Origin of the sequence: Vibrio pelagius (assembly GCF_024347575.1) — a bacterium.
Classification (GTDB): Bacteria; Pseudomonadota; Gammaproteobacteria; order Enterobacterales; family Vibrionaceae; genus Vibrio; species Vibrio pelagius.
In genome coordinates this window covers 1,692,755-1,714,152 of the sequence record NZ_AP025503.1, presented here as the reverse complement: position 1 = coordinate 1,714,152, position 21,398 = coordinate 1,692,755, and the positions used below count along the sequence as shown (strand labels likewise).

Here is a 21,398-nt window from a genome sequence, read left to right as displayed (position 1 = left end):
TGGTCACCTCATAGGTCTTTTTTGGATATAGATAAATACGCTGCGGTTTTCTCTGCAGTATTCAAATTGGGATAGAGATTTAGCCATTCCTGCGACTGAAAAATGCTCCGCTTACCTTCGTCTTTTTGAAACCAATTTCGTAACAAAATACTGATTTTTTTCGTGTCACTGATGAAGCATTTATCGATGAGATTATTGGTTAAATCGAACTGAATAATTTGCTTTCGTAGCTCGCTATTTGGTTTTTTATGGAGAACAAAAACAGGTATTTCTTTATCGGCAGGGAGTTCATTTTTGGCGATGGCATCACGCAGTTTTTCGATAGTGAACGAGCCTGCAAGGTAGCGATAGTGCCGACGAAATGAGTAGCAAATTATGGGTGATTGTAGTGCGAGTAAGTTGAATAAATATGTCGGATGATGCTGATGGTTTGGTTGATTGCGAAGCAAAGAAATTGGATTGGCTTTTTCGTAGAAGCTAGCAAGAATTTCGTCAGTAACAAGCTGCTTGACGCTGACCTCTTGCCATGTTGTTTGCTTAAATAAATCACGGTGAAACTTCTCTTGCATGTCCATACTACACGTCCACTCAAATTGCTTTATTGAAAAAAAGCAGGTCAGAATATGTCCGATATAGGAACTTTGAAATATGTGACCATGTTGTGCCCATATATCAGCTGGTTAGATATTAACCTATTACAGGTAGAGGTCATTTTCAAGCTAAAGTGTTGATTTATAGTGTTTGCAGTGACTTATATTTTCTATAACCATTAATTAGGTGTCTTGACATGGTAGGGGTCGGCGATTCGAGTTCGCCCGGACCCACCATCCCTTACTGCATTACAATGCAACGTAGAACATTTTGGATCCGTAGCTCAGTTGGTTAGAGTACCGCCTTGACATGGCGGGGGTCGGCGATTCGAGTTCGCCCGGATCCACCATATATCAAAACAAAGCCTCGCATTATGCGGGGCTTTGTTGTTTTTGGAGTATGGGAAGTTACCTCGCTTCCATTAGCGATAACAGCTTAAATAGATAATGACGATTCTTAACTGGATAAAGCGCCCGATAACAGCTTTGGATTCGAGAATCGTTGCTATCGAAACGCCATATCGACAAGAGTCGCTTTCCAGTGCGACTTCTTAGTGTCTACTGGGTGGAAAACTATGCTTGAAAGCTAGTGACTTCTTCTTTGTCCGAAAACTGCTCCCTTACTGCCATACAGGTATCGAGATTCTGTTTAAGGGCATCAACACAGTTTGGATCGAACATTATGCCAACGTTTTCTTCGATGTACTCCAATACATCATCAAGTTCCCATTCCGATTTATAGGCTCTTTTGCTGAGCAAGGCATCAAATACATCTGCCAGAGTAACGATACGCGCTTCTAGAGGAATCTGAGTCCCACATAGCCTGTCAGGTAAGCCCGTTCCGTCGTAGCGTTCGTGGTGATGTCGAATAATGTTTTTCAGAAACTGTATTTCATCATGTGAGATTGAGTGGTTATCTGAAATTGAGACGACATCGTCAATCATAGCCTCACCGAAAATCGTGTGCTGATTCATTATGGCTCTGTCTTCATCGGTAAATCGTTTGGTACTAAAAAGTACATGATCGGGGATACGATACTTACCGATATCATGAAAAGGCGCATAAACACGGATTCGATGAATGAACTGATAGGTGATTTCCGGTTTTTGCTCTGACATAGCGCGCGCCAGTATTTCGCTGTAACGTCCCATGCGAATCAAATGCTCCTTGGTTTCAGGATCTCTTGCATGGCCCATATTGAGGGCGATTGCGAGAGAAGTTTGAAAGTGTTTTTGACTCTCATGCAGTCGAGTAAACAGGTTCGCGATAAGTTGAGATAGGTACGCGATGTCCGCTTGAATGCTTTTCTGATTGAAGAAACCGATCGCGGTGGCATTAATAAAGATAAAACCAAGGTTTTGGTCGCGATAGTAGATTGGGGAGGTGTAGCTACTTTGATGTCCAATATCGATTAAGCGACAAATTTGTCGTGTGGGGTTCATTGTCGATAAGTCATTGATAACTCGTATTGAAGGCAGTTCAGACATCTTTCTCAGGGAAGATTCTGGTCTGATGTTGTATTCGATGTAGTTATCATTCGCTTCTTGGCACAAGGCATCGGAAACAAAGTAATTGGTAGCTTTGTTTTCATTGGTTAAAGCTATAGAAAGGCGCGAGAGCGTCGGGTAGAACGAACGCACAAGCTGGAAAAGATCGTCTAATGTGGAGGTAATATCTTGATCTTTAGCTGCGATTTTACTGAGTTGGGAGTAGTCAAACATGAGCGGGGCTGACCTTTATTTATAATTATATAATTGTTTTTCTTTGACTTATTGATTTCTCATATTTAAGAATATGAACATACCAGTCCTGTTAATGAATTGTAATCTCATCATCTTATAAATTCTAAATACATCACTAAAAATGTGGTTATTACATTTGAGCATCATCTATTTTGTTAACTGGGTTCGCTTTTTTGTTATGTCGATCTAGATTTCCAATCCATTAGGGGTATTTACAGCGACGTTGGTTCCATAAAGTACGCTCAATAAATGCGATGATTATTAATAGGTTGGGTGGACAGTATCGGAAATAGATGTGTTCTAACCACGTACTGAAGTCAGAATTGTTGGATGTTTGGATTAGAAAACGGACTTATTGAGTGATGTGTCGGTTAGTTCTCACGCGATCAGACCATAAATAAACATATCCATCGATGATAATTAGGAGAGTGACAGGCTTTGTGCCATCATTACCTTCAGTAACAGGCATGCAGGAAGCTGACCTAAGTAAACAACCGTTATGATGATGGTGAACTAACGCAGAGTACTTGCTCTGTTTAAGGTACGACGATGACAGATGAAGAAAGAATTGAGCTGCAGAAAAACAACCCACTGCATGGCTTAAAGTTAGAAACCATGATCACTGAGCTGGTCGATCATTACGGTTGGGAAATACTTGATGCAGCAATGCGCATGAACTGTTTTAACACGAAGCCGTCTGTTGCGAGTGCGGTGAAGTACTTAAAGAAAACACAGTGGGCGCGTGAGAAAGTAGAGAACTTTTACTTGTACCGCTTCAAACGTATGCCTAAAGCGTCTGATCTTGAGTATCAAATGCCACCGCGTTCGCGTACTTTCCGTCATGGGCTTGAGCCTAAAGAACCGATGGAGCTGACGGTAGAGTCTATCTTAGCATCTCAAGCTAAGGCCGCGTCTTCATTTAAAGCGCGTCGTTCTGGTGGTAAAGGACGTAATTTCCGCCGTTAATCGCTATGGTGGACTGAACAAGATACAAAAAAGGAGCATCATGCTCCTTTTTCTTTACTATCTACTGAACTGTCCTAAATAAGGTTGACTCATAACAGTGGCGTTGAAATGAGATTGCTCAGGCTTCGCGGTTTTTCTTTTGATTCTTAATAAAATCACTTAAGTAGATTGCAGCGCTGAAGACGAGAAACAGAGCAGAAACCGAAAAAAGAGCGGGCATTTTTAGTATCCACGCAAAGGTTGCTGCTAAGAATGCAATGAAGCAGATCAGTCTGCTTGATGACATAACATGACCGAGTTTGATGTTCATAATGCCCCCTAATATGCTTGCTTCTTTTACGCAGTCAGTATCGCACCTCTGGATAAAAATTAATCTAAATTAATATCAAACAAGGTGATTATCAGATTCTCTTCACAAATTCAGCGAATGCTATTTTCATGATTGGTATAACGCTCAAAAGTAAAACGAACTCCTATAGGCAAAGGACATATCTGGCGGTTTTTAATAACCGGTTAATTGGCGTAGAAAAAGTATGCGGTGATCAAGAAACTGGCAACGATAACGCTATTACGAACATAGTTTTGTGGAATGTTGCGTGATATCTGAGCAGAGTAGTAGCCACCAACCAGTGTACCGAGTAAGACTACAAGTCCTGAACTCCAATCAATTGAACCATCAACAATAAACAAGACAATGGCCGCCATTGAAGCGCTTGCTGAGACCAACAATTTAATCCCATTCATGACATTGATGTTGGTATAACCAGCTAAGGCAAGATAGCTTAGCGTGACAATACCAAGACCAGCATTGAAGTAACCGCCGTAAACACATACCAAAAGCAGCAATAGGGCAGAGAAGAAGGCGCCTGCTTTCCCTGCGTGTTTGTGCTTTTTTGCCGCTTTTTTAATGAAGCTGTTGATGTGGCCGCCAAAGGTAAACAGTAGTGCTGCGAATAGCAGTAGCCAAGGAACAGATTGGGTAAAGAGTGCCTCAGGTGTATGTAGCAGTAAGAAAGCACCGATGGCACCGCCCAAGACACTCAGAATCAAAGTCAACTTAAGCTGTTTTGTGCCCGATAGAATCTCTTGTTTTAATGCATAAGCCCCACTTATGTAACCGGCACAAGAAGCAAAGGTATTGGTTGCGTTGGCAGCGACCGGAGGTACGCCCACAAAAAGTAAAGCAGGGAACGTAACAAAACTGCCGCCACCTGCAATGGAGTTCAATATGCCACCAAGCACACCAGCGAGAAAAAGTATCAGCCATTCCATGACGATAGTTCCTAATTGAGAGATGAATAACTAACTTACTGAATTTTGAATCTAAAACCAGCTTTATCAAGATGTTATGGGTAAGTTTGTGATTTGTTGCAACGGATGCTTGCTCCATTAATAGAAAAGGGAGCCGAAGGCTCCCTAGATAAAGTAAGATTTGATTAAGCTTCTACAGGTTTGGCTTTAAGGCTCTTAAACAGCTTCATGAATAGAGGGCTGAATAGAACCAACACTGCAAGGATGGTAAAGCTCATAGTAATTGGGCGCTCCCAAAGGAAACTCAATTCGCCATCACTAATCATAAGTGCACGTCTTAAGTTCTCTTCCATCAACCCGCCTAAGATGAAACCTAACAGCAGTGGTGCCAGTGGGAAGTCAGCTAATCTCAATCCTATGGCAGCCATTGCTATAAGCAACATGATAAAGACATCCATAGTGTTAAATGACACCAAGTAAACGCCAGTAATTGAGAAGAACAGAATCATAGGTAGTAAAACGGTTCTTGGTACGGCAAGCAGTTTCGAGATATATGGGATCAGCGGTAGATTTAAAATCACCAGTACAATGTTACCGAAGTACATAGAGATAATAACTGACCAGAATACATCTGGGTGCTCAACGAACAGACGCGGACCTGGTTGAATACCGTAGGCAATCAAAGCACCAAGCATAATCGCCGTCGTACCTGAACCTGGGATACCAAGTGTTAATAGAGGAACAAACGAACCACTAGAAGCTGCGTTGTTTGCTGATTCTGGTGCAACAAGACCGCGAATACTGCCTTTACCAAACTCTTTCTGCTTCTCTTTTGGCGCGAGACTACGTTCCATACCATAGCTTAGGAAGGCTGCGATAGTTGCACCAGCACCCGGTAGTACGCCTGTAAAGAAACCAAGAATAGACGAGCGAATCGATACAGGGGCGACGTCTTTCACTTCTTCTTTAGTCACTTTCATGCTGCCGATATCAGACATCTTACGGCTTTCTTCTTCGCTGGTGTCTTTTTGAGGTTTAAGCACACCCATCAGGGTTTCACCCAGCGCGAATGTTGCCATCGCGAGCAGTAAGAAGCTAAAGCCGTCCATCAAATCGGTTAAGCCGAAAGTGAATCGTTCAACACCGACACCTTTATCGATACCTACCGTTGAAAGCATCAAACCTAGAACGGTCATCATCCACGCTTTGATCACTTGTCCTGGGCCAGCGAAAGCTGCGACGGCCGATAGGCCAAGTAACATCAGTGCAAAGTAATCTGACGATTGGAAACTTAGCGATACGCTTGCAAGCGCCGGCGCTGCGATAAGGAGCATGATCGCTGATAACGTGCCTCCAGTAAATGAAGAGTAAGCCGCTAACGCAAGTGCTTTACCCGCTTGACCTTTTTGGGCCATTGGGTAGCCATCAAATGCAGTCACTACGGTTGATGAACATCCCGGAGCATTAATGAGAATCGAAGAAGTGGAGCCGCCAAATACCGCACCATAATAAACACCTGCCATTAGGATTAGACCTGAAGAAGGTTCTAAACCGTAAGTAATTGGGATCATTAGCGCGATCGCAGAAATAGGCCCTAAGCCCGGTAGCATCCCGATAAAAGTACCAACGAAGCAGCCCACGATCACCATCATGATGTTCATCGGCATTACCGCGGTCGAAAGTCCTTGTAAAATTCCATCTAACATAATGCGGTTCCTACCAAAGAGTGTAGATAAGACCAGGTTCTAGATAGATATCCAATCCCTGAGTTAATAGAAGATAAAAAACGATGACGAACGGAAATGAAGCACCAATCAGGATTGGCTTTCTGCGTTCACCCAGTAGATAAAAACCTGCCAACAAGAAGAAGCCGGTTGCTAAAACAAAGCCGAGATAGGTAAGCCCAACACCATACAGTGCCATTAGAACCAAGAAACCGATCAACAGCTTCCAGTTAAGCGGTGTGGTATCGCAGGAATTCTTCGGTTCTTGTTTTCCGGTTACGAGTAAGATCAGCGCCAGCCCAATACCCGCAAAGGTGAGTAGGGTTGGGAGTGTTCGCGCTGTAAAAGGTTCGTATTCATCCCCAGGAAACAGAGGAATAAGGGTTGTTTGGTAGCCATAGCACAAGCAAACCAGTAAGAAAACGAGGGCACCGATGCGATCGCGAGTGAGTAGGTTCTCTTTGGATAAGAACGTGTTCGATTGTTCCGACATATCCAACTCCATAAAAATAAAAAAGCCATGCATGAGCGGGTTAATGAAAAATGTCTGGGATCACTAACGGAATGTAGGAAGAGAGTAGTGCTCAACTGCCCACAAATTACAAAGGAGATTGAGTGAACTCATGCATGGCAAAACAGAGAATAAGGAAGGAGGGAGCTGGTAATTCCCTCCTGAATATTGTGATTACTTAAGGAAACCAAGTTCGCGCATTAGGTCACCCATTTGCTTCTCTTGATCTTCTAGGAAGGTGTAGAACTCTTTATCGGCTTTGTAGTTGTCGATCCAACCGTTACGGTCGCGAACCACCTTCCACTCATCGGTGGTGTACATTTTCGTCAGTGCTTGGTTCCACTCATCAATTTTCGCTTGGCTTGTCCCCGGAGCTGCGAAGAAACCACGCCAGTTAGCAAAAACAGTTTCGTTACCGTACTCAGTTAGAGTCGGGATATTCGGCGCTGCATCGAGTCGTTTAGGTGCTGTAACCGCCAGTACCTTTACTTGGCCAGATTTCGACATTTCTAGTACTTCGCCAAGACCTGTTGAAAGCAGTTGTGTCTCACCCGAGAGTAGAGCTGCCATCGCTTTGCCGCCTGCATCGTAGGCAATGTAACGCACTTTCTTAGCGTCAAAACCTTCACCTTTAAATGCTGCCGCTACGACTAGATGGTCCATGCTACCACGAGCTGAGCCACCAGCAATTTTGACTTTACGAGGGTTAGATTCGAACTCTTTAACCACATCTTCCCAGGTGTCGTACTTAGAGTCTGCAGACGTTACGATCGCGCCATAGTCCGCAATGGTTGCAGCAACTGGAGTTAGGTCACGGAAAGATTGAGGGAATATCCCTGTCAGTGAACGAACAACAATCGGTGTGGAGTTGACCATTAGCGTGTCTTCTTGACGCTTAGCCGTTTCAATAAGGTGTGCAATCGCTTTACCGCCGCCGCCACCAGACAGGTTTTGAAAAGAGACATTTTCTACGATGTCAGACTTTACCAATACATCGCCAGTACCACGAGCAGTCATGTCCCAACCGCCGCCTGCGCCGCCAGGAATTAAGAAGTGGATTTTCTCTACGTCTGCCGCAAAAGTGTTGAATGAGAAGGTAGCGGCGATCACAGTCGCTGCGATAGAGGGTTTCATTGCCTTGAACATGTTTCACGTTCCTTATGTATTGTTCTCTTAGTTAAGCGAGAAACTTATTGATGTATTAACTACTGGGTATTGAGCGAAGTTCAAATAACCAGTCGATGCTCAAAGGTTAATGTTGTGTTAATGAATTGTCTTTAATGTGGTGATATTGAGGATAAAGAGCATTGAATTAATAAAGTTCATAAAGTTCACGGCTCGTAAATTGGATGATAAATCGTCGGGTTGGTGTGAACGTTTTAGTAAGTTGCTAACAATCTATTATGGCACTCAATCACTATACCTTAGTCTAAATTGTCGACAATATGCTTGATTGTTGACAGGTTGGTACGCTATTTTGTTATCAAAGACGAGTGATTGTTAACAATTGTTGTGATTCTAAAAACAATCATTAGAGATGAATACGTAGGATTAGGGTGAAAAGAAGATGGCGACAACCGCAGTAAATACCTTGCTTAATGATGACCCTAAGTTAAAAGGGGGCGACAAAGAGCATACTAAGTCAGCGAGTCTGACTGAGTATCTGATTGAAGCCATTGTTAGTGGTGAACTTGAGCCGGGCGCAAAAATCTCTGAGCCAGAACTGGCTAAACGATTTGAAGTGAGCCGTGGCCCGCTACGAGAAGCCATGATGAGAGTCGAAGGGCTTGGGCTGATTGAGCGTATTCCTCATGTTGGTGCTCGCGTAATTACCCTTTGCGAAGAGAAGCTGATCGAGCTCTATTCGGTACGAGAAGCACTTGAAGGCATGGCGGCGAGATTGGCGGCTCGTTACATCACAGCCGAAGAGTTGATGAGTTTAGAAGGGTTGCTACTGACTCACTCAAAGCACATTGACCAAGTAGATGGCGCTTCTTACTTCCATCAGCACGGTGACTTTGACTTCCATTACCGAATCATCAAAGCGAGTCGTAATAGCAAGTTAGAGGCGCTTTTGTGCGATGAGCTTTATCACTTGCTTCGTATGTACCGCTACCAATCTCCTCGAGCTCAATCACGCCCAATCGAAGCTCTCAACGAACACAAGTTTATTCTGCAAGCAATCAGTCAGCGAGATGAAGAGTTAGCAGAAATGTTGATGAGAAGACATATATCAGGCAGTCGCCGCCTTATTGAGCAGCGATTGCAAGTTAAACAGGACGCTCAATAAATCGAGTGAATCTGAAATTCTTACTTAAAGCACATAAAGCGTGGTGACTGCACCTGTTCGCAGTCACACCAACAGAAATCGAATACATCAGGGAGAGAAATCATGAATCTATCGCCAGGAGCTAAGTTTCGTGAAGCGGTTGCAAATAACCATCCGCTGCAGATCGTCGGAACCATTAACCCTTATTGCGCCATGATGGCGAAAAACCTAGGGCATCAGGCTATCTATTTGTCAGGTGGTGGTATTGCCAATGCGTCTTATGGACTACCCGATTTAGGCATCACCACATTAAACGACGTGCTGGTGGATGTAGAGCGCATTACTAATGCGTGTGATTTGCCACTTTTGGTCGACATTGATACTGGTTTTGGTGGGGCATTCAATATTGCTCGTACTATCAAAGCGATGGAAAAAGCTGGAGCCGCGGCGATTCATATGGAAGACCAAGTGGCGCAGAAACGATGCGGTCACCGTCCAAATAAGGCCATTGTAAGCCAAGCTGAGATGGTCGACCGAGTAAAAGCGGCAGCAGATGCAAGGGTAGACATCGACTTTGTGATCATGGCGAGAACAGACGCTTTGGCCGTTGAAGGCATCGATAGTGCTATTGAACGTGCAATTGCATGTGTAGAAGCAGGCGCAGATATGATCTTCCCTGAAGCAATGAATCAGCTTGATCAATACGTGAAGTTCTCAACAGCGCTGCAATCTGCCACAGGCCGTCATATTCCTATTTTGGCCAATATTACTGAGTTTGGTCAGACACCATTATACAACTGCAAAGAACTGGCAGAGGCTCATGTCGACATGGTTCTTTACCCGTTGAGCGCCTTTAGAGCGATGAACAAAGCAGCGGAAAATGTCTACAAACATCTGTTAACAGAAGGAAATCAAGAGGCGCTGCTTGATTCAATGCAGACACGTAAAGAGCTTTACCAGCACCTCAATTACCATGATTACGAGAATAAGCTCGATCAGCTGTTTGCGAGTGACGAGAGCGAATAGAGCGGTTCAGTAACGTAGTCAAAAATAACGAATTTAAAGAAACATTAAGAATACCTAATCCAATAACGTGAAACGGTTAGCTCGACCTACAACAGCCAAGTGACTCTATATTTTGGATGAAATATGCGCTTGGGACTGAATCAAAAACGCACCAGAGAGTGCAGGCGGCTAACACAGAAAAGGAGTTCATCATGACCACTACAGTGAGCAACAAAGCAAGTGTCGAAGAGAAAGCATCTGCTAAAGCACCTATCGGCGGCGCGGGTCTTCGAGGCCAAAGTGCAGGCGAGACTGCTTTGTGTACCGTGGGTAAATCAGGTACTGGTTTGACGTACCGCGGCTACGACATTACCGACCTTGCTAATAATGCCCAGTTTGAGGAAGTGGCGTACCTACTGCTCAGAGGCCATCTACCCAATGCGAAAGAGCTTGATGATTACAAGACTAAGCTTGTTGGCTTACGTGGCTTACCTGATTCATTAAAAGCAGCGCTTGAGTTAATTCCTGCTGATGCGCACCCAATGGATGTGATGCGCACGGGTTGTTCCATGTTGGGCAACATTGAGCAAGAGACAGATTTTACTCAGCAACTTAATGCGACTGAGCGAATGCTTGCGCTGTTTCCTGCCATTATCTGTTACTGGTATCGCTTTAGTCACGACGGCGTGAGAGTAGATACTGAGGATCACAGTGAAGCATGTATCGGCGGCTACTTCTTGAAAATGCTAACCGACGAAACGCCATCTGAGCTACATAAGCAGGTGATGCACTGTTCACTTATCCTTTACGCTGAGCATGAGTTTAATGCTTCAACGTTTGCGGCACGTGTGTGTGCTTCGACACTGTCCGATATTCACTCATGTGTGACTGCGGCGATTGGTACGCTGCGAGGCCCTCTGCATGGTGGTGCGAATGAAGCTGCGATGGAGATGATTCAAGATTGGCAGACACCAGAAGAAGCTGAATCCAATATCATGCAGATGCTTGCTAACAAAGACAAAATCATGGGCTTCGGTCACGCTATCTACCGTGAAAGCGATCCACGTAACGCTCTGATTAAGCAATGGTCTAAGGCGCTTTCTGAAGAAGTGGGTGACACTAAACTGTATGCAGTTTCAGAGCGTGTTGAGTCGGTAATGAAGCGCGAGAAAGGCTTGTTCTGTAACGCTGACTTCTTCCATGCCTCGGCGTATCACTTCATGGATATCCCAACTAAGCTGTTCACTCCGATCTTTGTGATGAGCCGTTTGACTGGTTGGGCTGCGCACGTGTTCGAGCAGAGAGCCAACAACCGTATCATTCGCCCAAGTGCGGACTACACGGGGCCTGAGCACCAAGAGTGGTTGCCTATCCATTTGCGTTAACTGTAACGATAGACAGAGTGGATTGCTCTGTCGGCAATGGATGTCGTCTGACTCTATTTAGACGTCATCCACCTTTATCAAACAGTGAAGTTACGCCCAATATGGAGGGGCGATTATGACCGAATATACCCAAGACCGTGAGCAGTATCGAAATCAGTTTCGAAAAGTGTTGCCGGGAACTAACCTTGAATTTTATGACGTACGTGAAGCGGTTGAGCAACTCGCTCCCGGTAGTTACGACACCTTACCTTACACCTCTAAAGTGCTGGCTGAGCAGATTCTAAGACGTTGTGATATCGACTCGCTACAAGCCAGCCTAGAACAGATCATCGAAAGAAAACGAGAGCGTGATTTCCCTTGGTATCCTGCTCGCGTTGTTTGTCACGACATCCTTGGGCAAACCGCATTGGTTGATCTCGCAGGTTTAAGAGATGCCATTGCGGATCAAGGCGGCGAACCAGCCAAAGTAAACCCTGTGGTTGAGACGCAACTGATTGTTGATCACTCATTGGCTGTTGAACACGCCGGCTTTGAAGACGACGCTTTTGATAAAAACCGCGCCATTGAAGAGCGTCGCAATGAAGACCGCTTCCATTTTATTGAATGGTGTAAAACGGCGTTTAAGAACGTGAATGTTATCCCTGCGGGTAACGGGATCATGCATCAGATCAACCTTGAGAAGATGTCGCCAGTGATTCAAAACAAAAACGGCCTAGCATATCCAGACACTTGTGTCGGTACCGATAGCCATACTCCTCACGTTGATGCACTAGGCGTTATCGCGATTGGTGTTGGCGGACTAGAAGCTGAAACTGTGATGCTTGGACGACCATCAATGATGCGTTTGCCTGATATCGTGGGTGTTAAGCTCACTGGGAAACGTCAAGAAGGTATTACTGCAACAGATATCGTGCTCGCGATTACTGAGTTCTTGCGTAAAGAGCGTGTTGTCTCTAGCTACCTGGAGTTTTTTGGGGAAGGGGCGAGAGCCTTGTCGATTGGTGACCGTGCGACGATCTCTAACATGACACCGGAATATGGCGCGACTGCGGGTATGTTCTACATCGATGAGCAGACCATTCAGTATCTCAAGCTAACGGGGCGTAAGCCAGAGCAGGTCGATTTGGTAGAGCGTTATGCTAAGCAAGTTGGGCTTTGGGCTGATGATATGACTTCAGCGAAATATGAGCGTGTGCTTGAGTTTGATTTGTCGCAGGTTGAGCGAAATCTTGCTGGCCCGTCTAACCCTCATCGTCGACTACCAACTTCTGAATTACAGCAGCAAGGGATCAGCCATGAAGAGCTGACTGAGAGCGACGACAGTCAAATGCCAGATGGTGCGGTTATCATTGCTGCTATCACGTCTTGTACTAATACCAGTAACCCAAGAAATGTGGTTGCAGCAGGCTTAGTCGCTAAAAAAGCCAATCAATTGGGGCTTGTCCGCAAACCGTGGGTGAAAACCTCGTTTGCTCCGGGGTCAAAAGTGGCCAAGCTTTACCTTGAATCAGCCGGCTTATTGGATGAGCTTGAAACGCTGGGCTTCGGTATTGTCGGCTATGCCTGTACCACCTGTAACGGCATGAGTGGCGCGCTAGATCCTAAGATTCAACAAGAAATCATAGACAGAGATCTGTACACCACCGCGGTGTTATCTGGAAACCGAAACTTCGATGGTCGTATTCACCCTTATGCCAAGCAAGCGTTTTTGGCCTCCCCTCCACTGGTTGTCGCTTATGCGCTTGCAGGGACAATGCGCTTTGATATTGAGAAGCACAGCCTCGGCAATGACGCATCGGGCAATCCGATCTATTTGAGCGACTTATGGCCAAGTGATGAAGAGATTGATGCAGTTGTCGCGCAGCACGTAAAACCACAACAGTTTAACGATATCTACATTCAAATGTTTAAGTTGGATGAAGAGCAGTCTGCCAGCGAGCCTCTCTACGATTGGCGTCCGAAGAGCACCTACATCCGTCGTCCTCCATATTGGGAAGGGGCATTGGCGGGCGAGCGTTCGTTGAAAGGAATGCGACCGCTGGCAATTCTGGGTGACAACATCACCACGGATCACCTTTCTCCGTCTAATGCGATTCTCGCGAGCAGTGCGGCCGGTGAGTACTTAGCCAAAATGGGTGTGCCAGAAGAGGACTTTAACTCTTATGCGACTCACCGAGGCGACCACTTAACGGCGCAACGTGCCACTTTTGCTAACCCTAAGCTCTTTAATGAGATGGTCCAAGAAAATGGCAAAGTGGTACAGGGCTCCCTCGCTCGTATCGAACCTGAGGGCAAGGTAACACGCATGTGGGAAGCCATTGAAACCTATATGGATAGAAAGCAACCTCTGATCGTGATCGCGGGTGCAGACTACGGCCAAGGCTCATCTCGAGATTGGGCTGCCAAAGGTGTTCGCTTGGCAGGTGTAGAAGCGATTGTTGCTGAAGGCTTCGAGCGTATCCACCGTACCAACCTTGTCGGCATGGGCGTGCTGCCACTGCAATTTAAAGCAGGGGAAAATCGCAATACGCTCAAGCTAGATGGCACAGAACTGTTTGATGTCCATGGGGATATCACACCGGGCGCTGATCTCGCGCTGGTTATTACACGTCAGGATGGTAGCCGATTGGATGTGGCAGTGACTTGTCGTCTCGATACCGAAGACGAAGTGCATGTCTATCAAGCTGGTGGCGTACTTCAACGCTTTGCCAAAGACTTTTTGGCGCAGTAGGGAGGCATTATGAGTATTCATCAATTGAAAATTGCGGCCACCTACATGCGAGGTGGCACTAGTAAAGGTGTTTTCTTCAATCTCGTCGACCTGCCAGAGCGAGCGCAAACGCCCGGCGAGTATCGAGACAAGTTGCTGATGCGCGTGATTGGTAGTCCAGACCCTTACGGCAAACAGACAGACGGTATGGGAGGAGCGACATCCAGTACCAGTAAAGTGGTGATTGCATCTAAGAGTGAGCAACCTGGGCACGATGTCGATTATCTATTTGGTCAGGTAGCGATTGATAAACCGTTTGTCGATTGGAGCGGTAACTGTGGCAACTTATCAGCGGCTATCGGGCCTTATGCCATTCATGCGGGTTTAGTTGATCCAGAACGAGTCCCAATGAATGGTGTAGTTAAAGTTCGGGTTTGGCAAGCCAATATCGAGAAGACGATTATTGTCCATGTACCGATGATTAATGGTCAAGTTCAAGAGGTCGGTGATTTTGAGTTGGATGGCGTGACTTTTCCTGCGGCTGAAATTCAGGTCGACTTTATGGAACCCGCAGGTGAGGTGGGGAGTGTGCTTCCAACCGGACAAGCGGTTGATCTACTCGATGTTCCTGAATTGGGTTGTATTGAGGTGAGTTTGGTTAACGCAGGGATACCAACCATCTTTGTTGATGCCTCCGTTCTTGGATATCAAGGAACCGAACTGCAAGAAGACATCAACTCTGACGAGAAAGCCTTAGCGCTGTTTGAGTCGATTCGAGCACACGGCGCTGTTGCTATGGGGTTGATTGACGATATTAGTGAGGCGCAAATGCGTCAGCACACGCCGAAGGTAGCGTTTGTATCGCCACCGAAACCGTATAAAGCATCTAGTGGGAAGATGGTCGAAGAGGCTGAGATTGACGTCTTGGTTCGAGCGCTGTCCATGGGCAAACTGCACCACGCCATGATGGGAACAGCAGCCGTTGCCATCGCGTCGGCCGCCGCCATATCCGGAACACTGGTTAATCGCGCAGCGGGTGGTGGCGAACGAGATTTTACGACCTTTGGACACCCTTCTGGAACGTTGAAAGTGGGAGCCGGTGCTTCGTTAACCCCTCAAGGTTGGGCGGTAGAGAAAGCCATGATGAGCAGAAGCGCTCGGATCCTAATGGAAGGGTTGGTGCGCGTACCTTGCCCATTGTAAATGCTTGGGTCATGGCATGGTCTGTCTATTACGACATTGGTTGTGCGAAGCCCTGAATAAGCTGTTCAATACGGGAAATAAAACGTAAAGACAAAAGATCAACAGGCCGAGTATACGGCTGATCGTTTTCTGACGAATTCAAGGAGGAGGCGTTATGTCTTCTACACTAGAGCAAAAAGAGCAATCAACTGAAACTTCAAACGAAGCTACCATGCAAATAGGTGCTTACCAAGCTGCCTATGATTTTGCGACGCGTAACCCTGAGCAATACTGGCAAAGCCAAGCCCAATGTATTGATTGGTTTGAAGAACCTACCCGAATTTTAGAGAAAGATGATAATGGTATTGAGCGCTGGTTTTCGGATGGCGTGATGAATACTTGTTGGCTCGCACTTGATTATCATTGTGATCAGGGACGAGGCGATACCACTGCGCTTGTCTATGACTCTCCCGTAACCGGCGTTAAGAAGCACTACAGCTATGTGGAGTTACGCGATCAAGTAGCGAAAGTCGCTGGTTTGCTAGCGGCTCAAGGAGTCAAGAAGGGTGACCGAGTAGTTATCTATATGCCGATGATTCCCGAAGCGGTGATGGCGATGCTTGCCTGTGCGAGACTTGGTGCGATTCACTCAGTGGTATTTGGAGGTTTTGCCCCTCATGAGCTTGCGGTACGCATTGAAGACGCTGAGCCCAAGGTGCTGATCACAGCGTCATGTGGTATCGAAATCAACAAAGTTATCCCTTACAAGCCTTTAGTTGATAGAGCGATCATGGATAGCCGCTGGAAGCCACAAAACGTACTGGTGTTTCAACGTCCTGAATGTGAAGCTGAGCTACAAAATGAGCGAGATTTGGATTGGCAGCAGGAGATGGAGAACGCACTGCCTCACGGTTGTGTGCCTGTGCTTGCGACCGATCCTCTTTATATCTTGTATACCTCAGGCACCACAGGTAAGCCTAAAGGGGTTGTGCGCGACAATGGCGGTCATGCGGTCGCGATGAAGTATTCGATGAGTACCATCTACAACATGCCTCAAGATGGTGTTTTCTGGGCTGCCTCTGACGTTGGATGGGTTGTTGGTCACTCTTACATTGTCTATGCCCCTTTAATTCACGGTTGTACGACCATTCTGTTTGAAGGTAAGCCAGTTCGAACTCCCGATCCGGGTGCATTTTGGCGAGTTTGTGAAGAGTACTCTGTGAACGTTTTATTCTCAGCTCCTACAGCGTTCCGCGCTATTAAGAAAGAAGACCCAGAGGGCGAATGTCTCAAGCAGTATGATCTATCAAAGCTCGACACTATCTTTATGGCGGGTGAGCGTTTGGACCCACCAACCCTAGAGTGGGTTGAAAGTAAAACAGCTAAACCGGTTGTCGATCATTGGTGGCAGACCGAGACAGGTTGGGCGATAGCGGGTAACCCAACCGGCTTAGAACTGATGCCGGTGAAAGCTGGTTCAGCCACTAAACCTGTTCCGGGCTATCAAGTCGAGATCTTGGATGAGTTGGGAGAAACGGCTCAGCCAAATCAGCAAGGCTTCGTTGCGATTAAGCGGCCTCTGCCTCCGGGTTGTCTCCCTACCGTGTGGCGCAATCACGATCGTTTCGAATCTGGCTACTTGAGTCAGTTCCCCGGTTACTACGTATCGGGTGATGGTGGATATCTAGATGAAGAGGGCTATCTATTCATTATGGGACGTATCGACGATGTGATTAACGTTGCCGGCCATAGATTGTCGACCGGTGAAATGGAAGAGATAGTTGGTGGCCACCCTGCTATTGCTGAATGTGCGGTTGTGGGAATTCACGATGACTTAAAAGGGCAGCTTCCGCTTGGATTAGTGGTGCTCAAAGATGGCGTAAAAGTCGATGACGTTGAGCTTCAAGGTGAATTGGTAGGCAAGGTTCGTAATGAAATTGGGGCGGTTGCCTGTTTTAAACAAGCGCTGGTGGTTGATCGTCTGCCTAAAACTCGTTCTGGAAAAATTCTCCGTAAGACGATACGGCAAATCGCGGACGGAGAGCAGTACGTTGTTCCTTCAACGATTGATGACCCGTCTAGCCTAAAAGAAATCGAAAGTCGTCTATCTAAAGAGGTTTAGCTAGTATTGTTAATACAATTAGTACAGTTAATAAAATAAAGACGTTTAATAAGCCGCTTAGTGATGACTACTAAGCGGCTTTCTTCTTTATTCAATTGGAATAATCGTAGCGGCTAAACAGGCTGTTACAAGTATCTGTGCTTGTATCGTCGCTATGGGTAAGTAAACTAAGCTATAGTGTTATTTTGTGAAATAAAAGAAGACTCTACGCTATGAGCCTAACATTGAGAGCTGCACAAAGCTCAGACCTTGAGCAGCTGAACGAGATGATGTTCGATCTACATCATTATCACCATCTCGCTAGCCCGGAGCACTTTAAAACTGCTGAGGAGATTGAACAGGAAAAGAGTATCGCTCGATACCTTGATGATCCTCAATGCTTGGTTTATGTGGCTTTGAAAGGACAGCTGATAGTGGGTTTTGTCACCGGACATTTTTGTGAATTGGTGTCCACAGTGAGTAAACCGGTTCAAATGGGCAGTATTGATGAATTGTTTGTTTTGCCCGATTACCGAAATCAAGCGATTGCCAAGAAGTTATTCAGTAAATTAGAGAAAACATTTGATGATTATGGAGTGAAGCAGGTGTTCGTTGAAGTATGGGACTTTAATGACAATGCCAAGCAGTTCTATCAAAAAATGGGGTTCATACCGCACATTCAATGGTGGAGAAAGTCTTTGGTGAAAAGCTAGGCTGCGCGTGGTGAGTGACTCCATTACACTGCGTTGTTTTCGTTCATATTTTCTTATTTGTTTGTAGGTACTTTCGTTGTTACATCGTTTCTTCCTCATAATATTGGTTTCTATTTTAGGCATCTCAAATGTATCGGCTCAAGAACAACTGCCCGATAACCTAGCGGGGGCGCTCTGTTTAGTTCGAGCTGATGACCAAATTGTTTTGGTCGATGAGATCATTACAGGTCAATTGTCTTTACCAGGTGGCACTATAGTGCCTGGCGAGCCTGCTTATGTCGCCGCTCAAAGGGAGACATGGGAAGAGGCTGGCCTAGCCGTTACCGTTGGTGATGTTCTGGGGTATACCGATGGTGCAGTGGTGTTTGATTGTGTTTCTGATTCGGAAATCATCAGCTACGACACGAAAAACGAGATCGGTGGGTTTGAGCTGCCAATCTGGTTTGCTCCGCACTATGGTGTAGAGGTAAGCCGCGCTATGCTTCTAACTCCTGAAGCGCTAGATGCCAAAGAATACCGCTACCCAGAGCAGTGGAACACCATTGTCGAGATGTTTGGTCGCGCGTCGGATCAACCCGCTACTTATGTCTCTGAGTTAGTCGCCGCAGCGCCTCAAATCCATCAAGGGGAGCTTGGTGTCATCGCAATGCTTCAAACTGCCATAAACTCACTGCCAAGTACTATTCGTCATACTATTCTAGTGACCGATCTTCTTGCGCAACCTTGGATTTTTATTGTTGTTTTGCCTTTGATAGCTTGGCATTTTGGCCGCAATTTTGCGCTCAAGTTTGGTTTTACGCTTATCTCCGTGACTCTACTGACTTTGATTGCTCATCAGGGCTTTGGTTTGCCTCGTCCACACGCATACCTCCCAACGCTTAAGCTGGTGGATAGCAGCGGTTATAGTTTTCCAAGCATGTTAGCGGCTATCTGGGTAAGCCTCACCAGTCTGGTCGTTTGGAAGCTGAACAAACTCGACGATCAAAAAGCGTGGTCTTGGATCGGTATTGGTTTGTTGTGGATTATACTATTTAAAGCATATTCAGGAAGTGCGTTCTTCAGTGATGTCTTAATGGGGGCGGTGTTAGGTGGCCTAGCGACTTGGCACATTGTTCGATTAGATACAAAGCCAGATGTAAACATTAGTGAGTTATTGAGTTCCAAGTCGGTTTGGTGGGGACTTGCGATTATTTCTATTGTTTTAACCGTCATATGGCCACTTCCAACGTTCACATTTTGGGTCGCGATTCTAATGACTATTGCCTGCTTGGTGACTTTGACTCACGCTAATCCCCTAGTAGGTCAGTTCTCATTTAACATTGTACTGGGCGTGATCGTGCTGCTTTTAGCAACCAATGGAGTAATTAGCTGGGTAGGAAGCTTTGTTTCGTTTAGCGGTATTGGTTCCTTGATTGTCGAAACACTTCGTTTTCCGCTGTTGATTCTGCTTGGTGTAGTTGCTTTCCGCTTACCTTGGAAAAGAGTTTAGAATCGATATCGCGTAATAAAAAAGGCTGTGAAGACAGCCTTTTGTGTTTTTACCCGGAAGGGCGAGAGCCCAATTAGCGATTACTTGTCGAAGATAAACTTATCAATAGCTTTCGCTACACCGTGGTCGTCATTACTTGCGGTAATGTAGTTGGCAATTTGTTTCGTCTCTTCCATCGCGTTTTCCATTGCAATACCGAGGCCTGCGTATTCCAGCATATGATGGTCATTTTCAGCGTCACCCATACAAATCACCTCATCAGAGTGAATGCCAAGATGGTTCGCAATGGCTTCGATACCGACACCTTTGTTTGATTTAGGGTTTAAAAACTCAAGGAAGAATGGCGCACTTTGAACAATTGTGAATTGAGATTTAAGTTGTTCAGGTAATTTCCCAATGATTTCTGTCAGTTTGCCCGGCTCTGCGACAATCATGGTTTTGATGATCTCGTGATCGTCTTCTAGTTGAGAAAAATCGAATTCAGTAATTTCTAGGCCGTTGATGCGCGCTTCAATGCCGGTGTATTCGTTGTTCTCTGGCGTGATTAGACCATGAACCTTACTGAATGCATGAACATATCCACCCAATTCATGAGCAAGTTTAGCAATCTCCTTAGCCGCTTTACCGTGGCTGATTTCGCTATGAATCACCTCTTTGGTTGATACGTTTTGTACCATCGAGCCGTTGTAGAAAAGGACGAAGTCATCTTCGCCATTGATGTTTAACTCGTCGAGTTTGCTCTGCATCCCTTCAAGTGGGCGTCCCGATGCTAATACAACTTTAACGCCTGCAGCACGAGCTCGGGCAATCGCATCTTTGTTCTCTGCAGAGATGACTTTATCACTGTTTAATAGTGTGCCATCCATATCCAGAGCAATCAGTTTGTACATGTGGATCCTTACTTACTAAAAATAAAAAGCTAACAAAAATGAATGTTGGCAAGGATAAGCCAAGTGGAAACTGCAAGCTAGGGCTTTGATCAACGGATTTTGTAATACTCATTTGTTTGACCCAAGCCTTTAAGTGCTTTATCGTCTCCGCCTAATTTGTTTTACGAAATGATGCGAGCTGAGGGAAAGTTGTACAAGATTAATGAAATGTTTGAAACCATCCAGGGTGAAGGTGTCTTTACTGGTGTTCCAGCGGTGTTCGTGCGCCTGCAAATCTGTCCGGTCGGTTGCTCTTGGTGCGACACGAAACAGACATGGGAAGCATTGGCTGAAGATGAAACATCCCTTGGCGATATTGTGGTGAAAACAGAAGACTCGCCAACTTGGTCCTCAGTTGATGCTCAAGGCATAGTTGACCAATATGTTAAACAAGGCTTCAATGCTAAACATATTGTGATTACCGGTGGTGAACCTTGTATTTACGATCTTGTACCTTTAACTGAAGCCTTTGAAAAGATGGGGTGCCGCTGCCAAATTGAGACCAGTGGAACATCAGAAGTGAAAGCGACGGCGAACACTTGGGTGACGGTGTCACCTAAAGTGGCGATGAAAGCGAAGCTAGAAATCTTAGACAGTGCTCTCCAGCGTGCTGATGAAATTAAGCACCCAGTGGGTACGTCTAAAGATGTCGACCAACTTGATCACCTATTAGAGCGTGCAAAGGTCTCTTCAGACACGGTTATTGCACTGCAGCCGATTAGCCAAAAAGATCGTGCGACACAGCTATGTATTGACACGTGTATCGAGCGAAATTGGCGCCTATCTATTCAAACGCACAAATATTTGAGCATTGCGTAACTTAGCAGCAT

General features: G+C 45.7%; 18 protein-coding genes and 1 tRNA gene. 11 read left to right on the top strand and 8 right to left on the bottom strand.

What is annotated here, in order from left to right; genetic code table 11:
- Positions 1-8: 8 nt before the first annotated feature.
- Positions 9-575, bottom strand: a complete 567-nt coding sequence (locus vsple_RS07330; RefSeq protein WP_261881578.1) for a hypothetical protein — start codon at positions 573-575, stop codon at positions 9-11.
- A 288-nt stretch (positions 576-863) separates the two neighbouring features.
- Between vsple_RS07330 and vsple_RS07325 the strand changes: the two genes are divergently transcribed.
- Positions 864-940, top strand: a tRNA-Val gene (locus vsple_RS07325).
- 223 nt (positions 941-1,163) lie between these two features.
- On the opposite strand, the gene vsple_RS07320 is transcribed toward vsple_RS07325, so the two are convergent.
- Positions 1,164-2,312 carry an HD-GYP domain-containing protein gene (locus vsple_RS07320; RefSeq protein ID WP_261881577.1) on the bottom strand — a complete coding sequence of 383 codons (1,149 nt, stop codon included), beginning with the start codon at positions 2,310-2,312 and terminating at the stop codon, positions 1,164-1,166.
- 570 nt (positions 2,313-2,882) lie between these two features.
- Between vsple_RS07320 and vsple_RS07315 the strand changes: the two genes are divergently transcribed.
- The gene (locus tag vsple_RS07315) at positions 2,883-3,299 is read left to right on the top strand and encodes a VF530 family protein (RefSeq protein ID WP_032549168.1); all 417 of its coding nucleotides are present in this window, start codon (positions 2,883-2,885) and stop codon (positions 3,297-3,299) included.
- 118 nt (positions 3,300-3,417) lie between these two features.
- On the opposite strand, the gene vsple_RS07310 is transcribed toward vsple_RS07315, so the two are convergent.
- The 5 genes from vsple_RS07310 to vsple_RS07290 all read right to left on the bottom strand — a co-directional run bounded on the left by vsple_RS07310 (position 3,418) and on the right by vsple_RS07290 (position 7,931).
- Positions 3,418-3,609 carry a hypothetical protein gene (locus tag vsple_RS07310; RefSeq protein ID WP_255230658.1) on the bottom strand — a complete coding sequence of 64 codons (192 nt, stop codon included), beginning with the start codon at positions 3,607-3,609 and terminating at the stop codon, positions 3,418-3,420.
- 203 nt (positions 3,610-3,812) lie between these two features.
- Positions 3,813-4,571, bottom strand: coding sequence for a sulfite exporter TauE/SafE family protein (locus tag vsple_RS07305; protein ID WP_261881576.1), 759 nt, complete (start codon positions 4,569-4,571; stop codon positions 3,813-3,815).
- A gap of 164 nt (positions 4,572-4,735) precedes the next feature.
- Complete coding sequence (locus vsple_RS07300; RefSeq protein ID WP_255230662.1) at positions 4,736-6,256, bottom strand: tripartite tricarboxylate transporter permease; 1,521 nt, start codon at positions 6,254-6,256, stop codon at positions 4,736-4,738.
- A 10-nt stretch (positions 6,257-6,266) separates the two neighbouring features.
- Positions 6,267-6,767 (bottom strand): tripartite tricarboxylate transporter TctB family protein, encoded by a 501-nt coding sequence (locus vsple_RS07295; protein ID WP_261881575.1) that lies wholly within the window; start codon positions 6,765-6,767, stop codon positions 6,267-6,269.
- Positions 6,768-6,959: 192 nt separating this feature from the next.
- A complete protein-coding gene (locus tag vsple_RS07290) occupies positions 6,960-7,931 on the bottom strand; it encodes a tripartite tricarboxylate transporter substrate binding protein (RefSeq protein ID WP_261881574.1) in 972 nt (323 codons plus the stop codon).
- Between the two features lie 421 nt (positions 7,932-8,352).
- Between vsple_RS07290 and vsple_RS07285 the strand changes: the two genes are divergently transcribed.
- From vsple_RS07285 to vsple_RS07250, 8 genes are all read left to right on the top strand, one after another.
- A complete protein-coding gene (locus vsple_RS07285; RefSeq protein WP_261881573.1) occupies positions 8,353-9,075 on the top strand; it encodes a GntR family transcriptional regulator in 723 nt (240 codons plus the stop codon).
- Between the two features lie 102 nt (positions 9,076-9,177).
- Entirely contained in the window at positions 9,178-10,080 is a 903-nt protein-coding gene (prpB, locus tag vsple_RS07280; protein WP_261881572.1) for a methylisocitrate lyase, read from the top strand.
- A 191-nt stretch (positions 10,081-10,271) separates the two neighbouring features.
- A complete protein-coding gene (gene prpC, locus vsple_RS07275; protein WP_261881571.1) occupies positions 10,272-11,444 on the top strand; it encodes a bifunctional 2-methylcitrate synthase/citrate synthase in 1,173 nt (390 codons plus the stop codon).
- Between the two features lie 115 nt (positions 11,445-11,559).
- Positions 11,560-14,175 (top strand): Fe/S-dependent 2-methylisocitrate dehydratase AcnD, encoded by a 2,616-nt coding sequence (gene acnD / locus vsple_RS07270; protein WP_261881570.1) that lies wholly within the window; start codon positions 11,560-11,562, stop codon positions 14,173-14,175.
- A gap of 9 nt (positions 14,176-14,184) precedes the next feature.
- Positions 14,185-15,357 carry a 2-methylaconitate cis-trans isomerase PrpF gene (prpF, locus tag vsple_RS07265; protein ID WP_261881569.1) on the top strand — a complete coding sequence of 391 codons (1,173 nt, stop codon included), beginning with the start codon at positions 14,185-14,187 and terminating at the stop codon, positions 15,355-15,357.
- 211 nt (positions 15,358-15,568) lie between these two features.
- Positions 15,569-17,458 (top strand): propionyl-CoA synthetase, encoded by a 1,890-nt coding sequence (locus tag vsple_RS07260; RefSeq protein WP_261883143.1) that lies wholly within the window; start codon positions 15,569-15,571, stop codon positions 17,456-17,458.
- Between the two features lie 212 nt (positions 17,459-17,670).
- Positions 17,671-18,150, top strand: a complete 480-nt coding sequence (locus tag vsple_RS07255; RefSeq protein ID WP_261881568.1) for a GNAT family N-acetyltransferase — start codon at positions 17,671-17,673, stop codon at positions 18,148-18,150.
- Between the two features lie 97 nt (positions 18,151-18,247).
- Positions 18,248-19,639 carry an NUDIX domain-containing protein gene (locus vsple_RS07250; protein ID WP_420833802.1) on the top strand — a complete coding sequence of 464 codons (1,392 nt, stop codon included), beginning with the start codon at positions 18,248-18,250 and terminating at the stop codon, positions 19,637-19,639.
- 80 nt (positions 19,640-19,719) lie between these two features.
- On the opposite strand, the gene vsple_RS07245 is transcribed toward vsple_RS07250, so the two are convergent.
- The gene (locus tag vsple_RS07245) at positions 19,720-20,529 is read right to left on the bottom strand and encodes a Cof-type HAD-IIB family hydrolase (protein ID WP_261881566.1); all 810 of its coding nucleotides are present in this window, start codon (positions 20,527-20,529) and stop codon (positions 19,720-19,722) included.
- Positions 20,530-20,718: 189 nt separating this feature from the next.
- Here vsple_RS07245 and queE point away from each other — a divergent pair, with 189 nt between their 5' ends.
- On the top strand, positions 20,719-21,387 hold the full coding sequence (gene queE, locus vsple_RS07240; protein ID WP_338116298.1) for a 7-carboxy-7-deazaguanine synthase QueE: 669 nt from the start codon (positions 20,719-20,721) through the stop codon (positions 21,385-21,387).
- Positions 21,388-21,398: the final 11 nt, after the last annotated feature.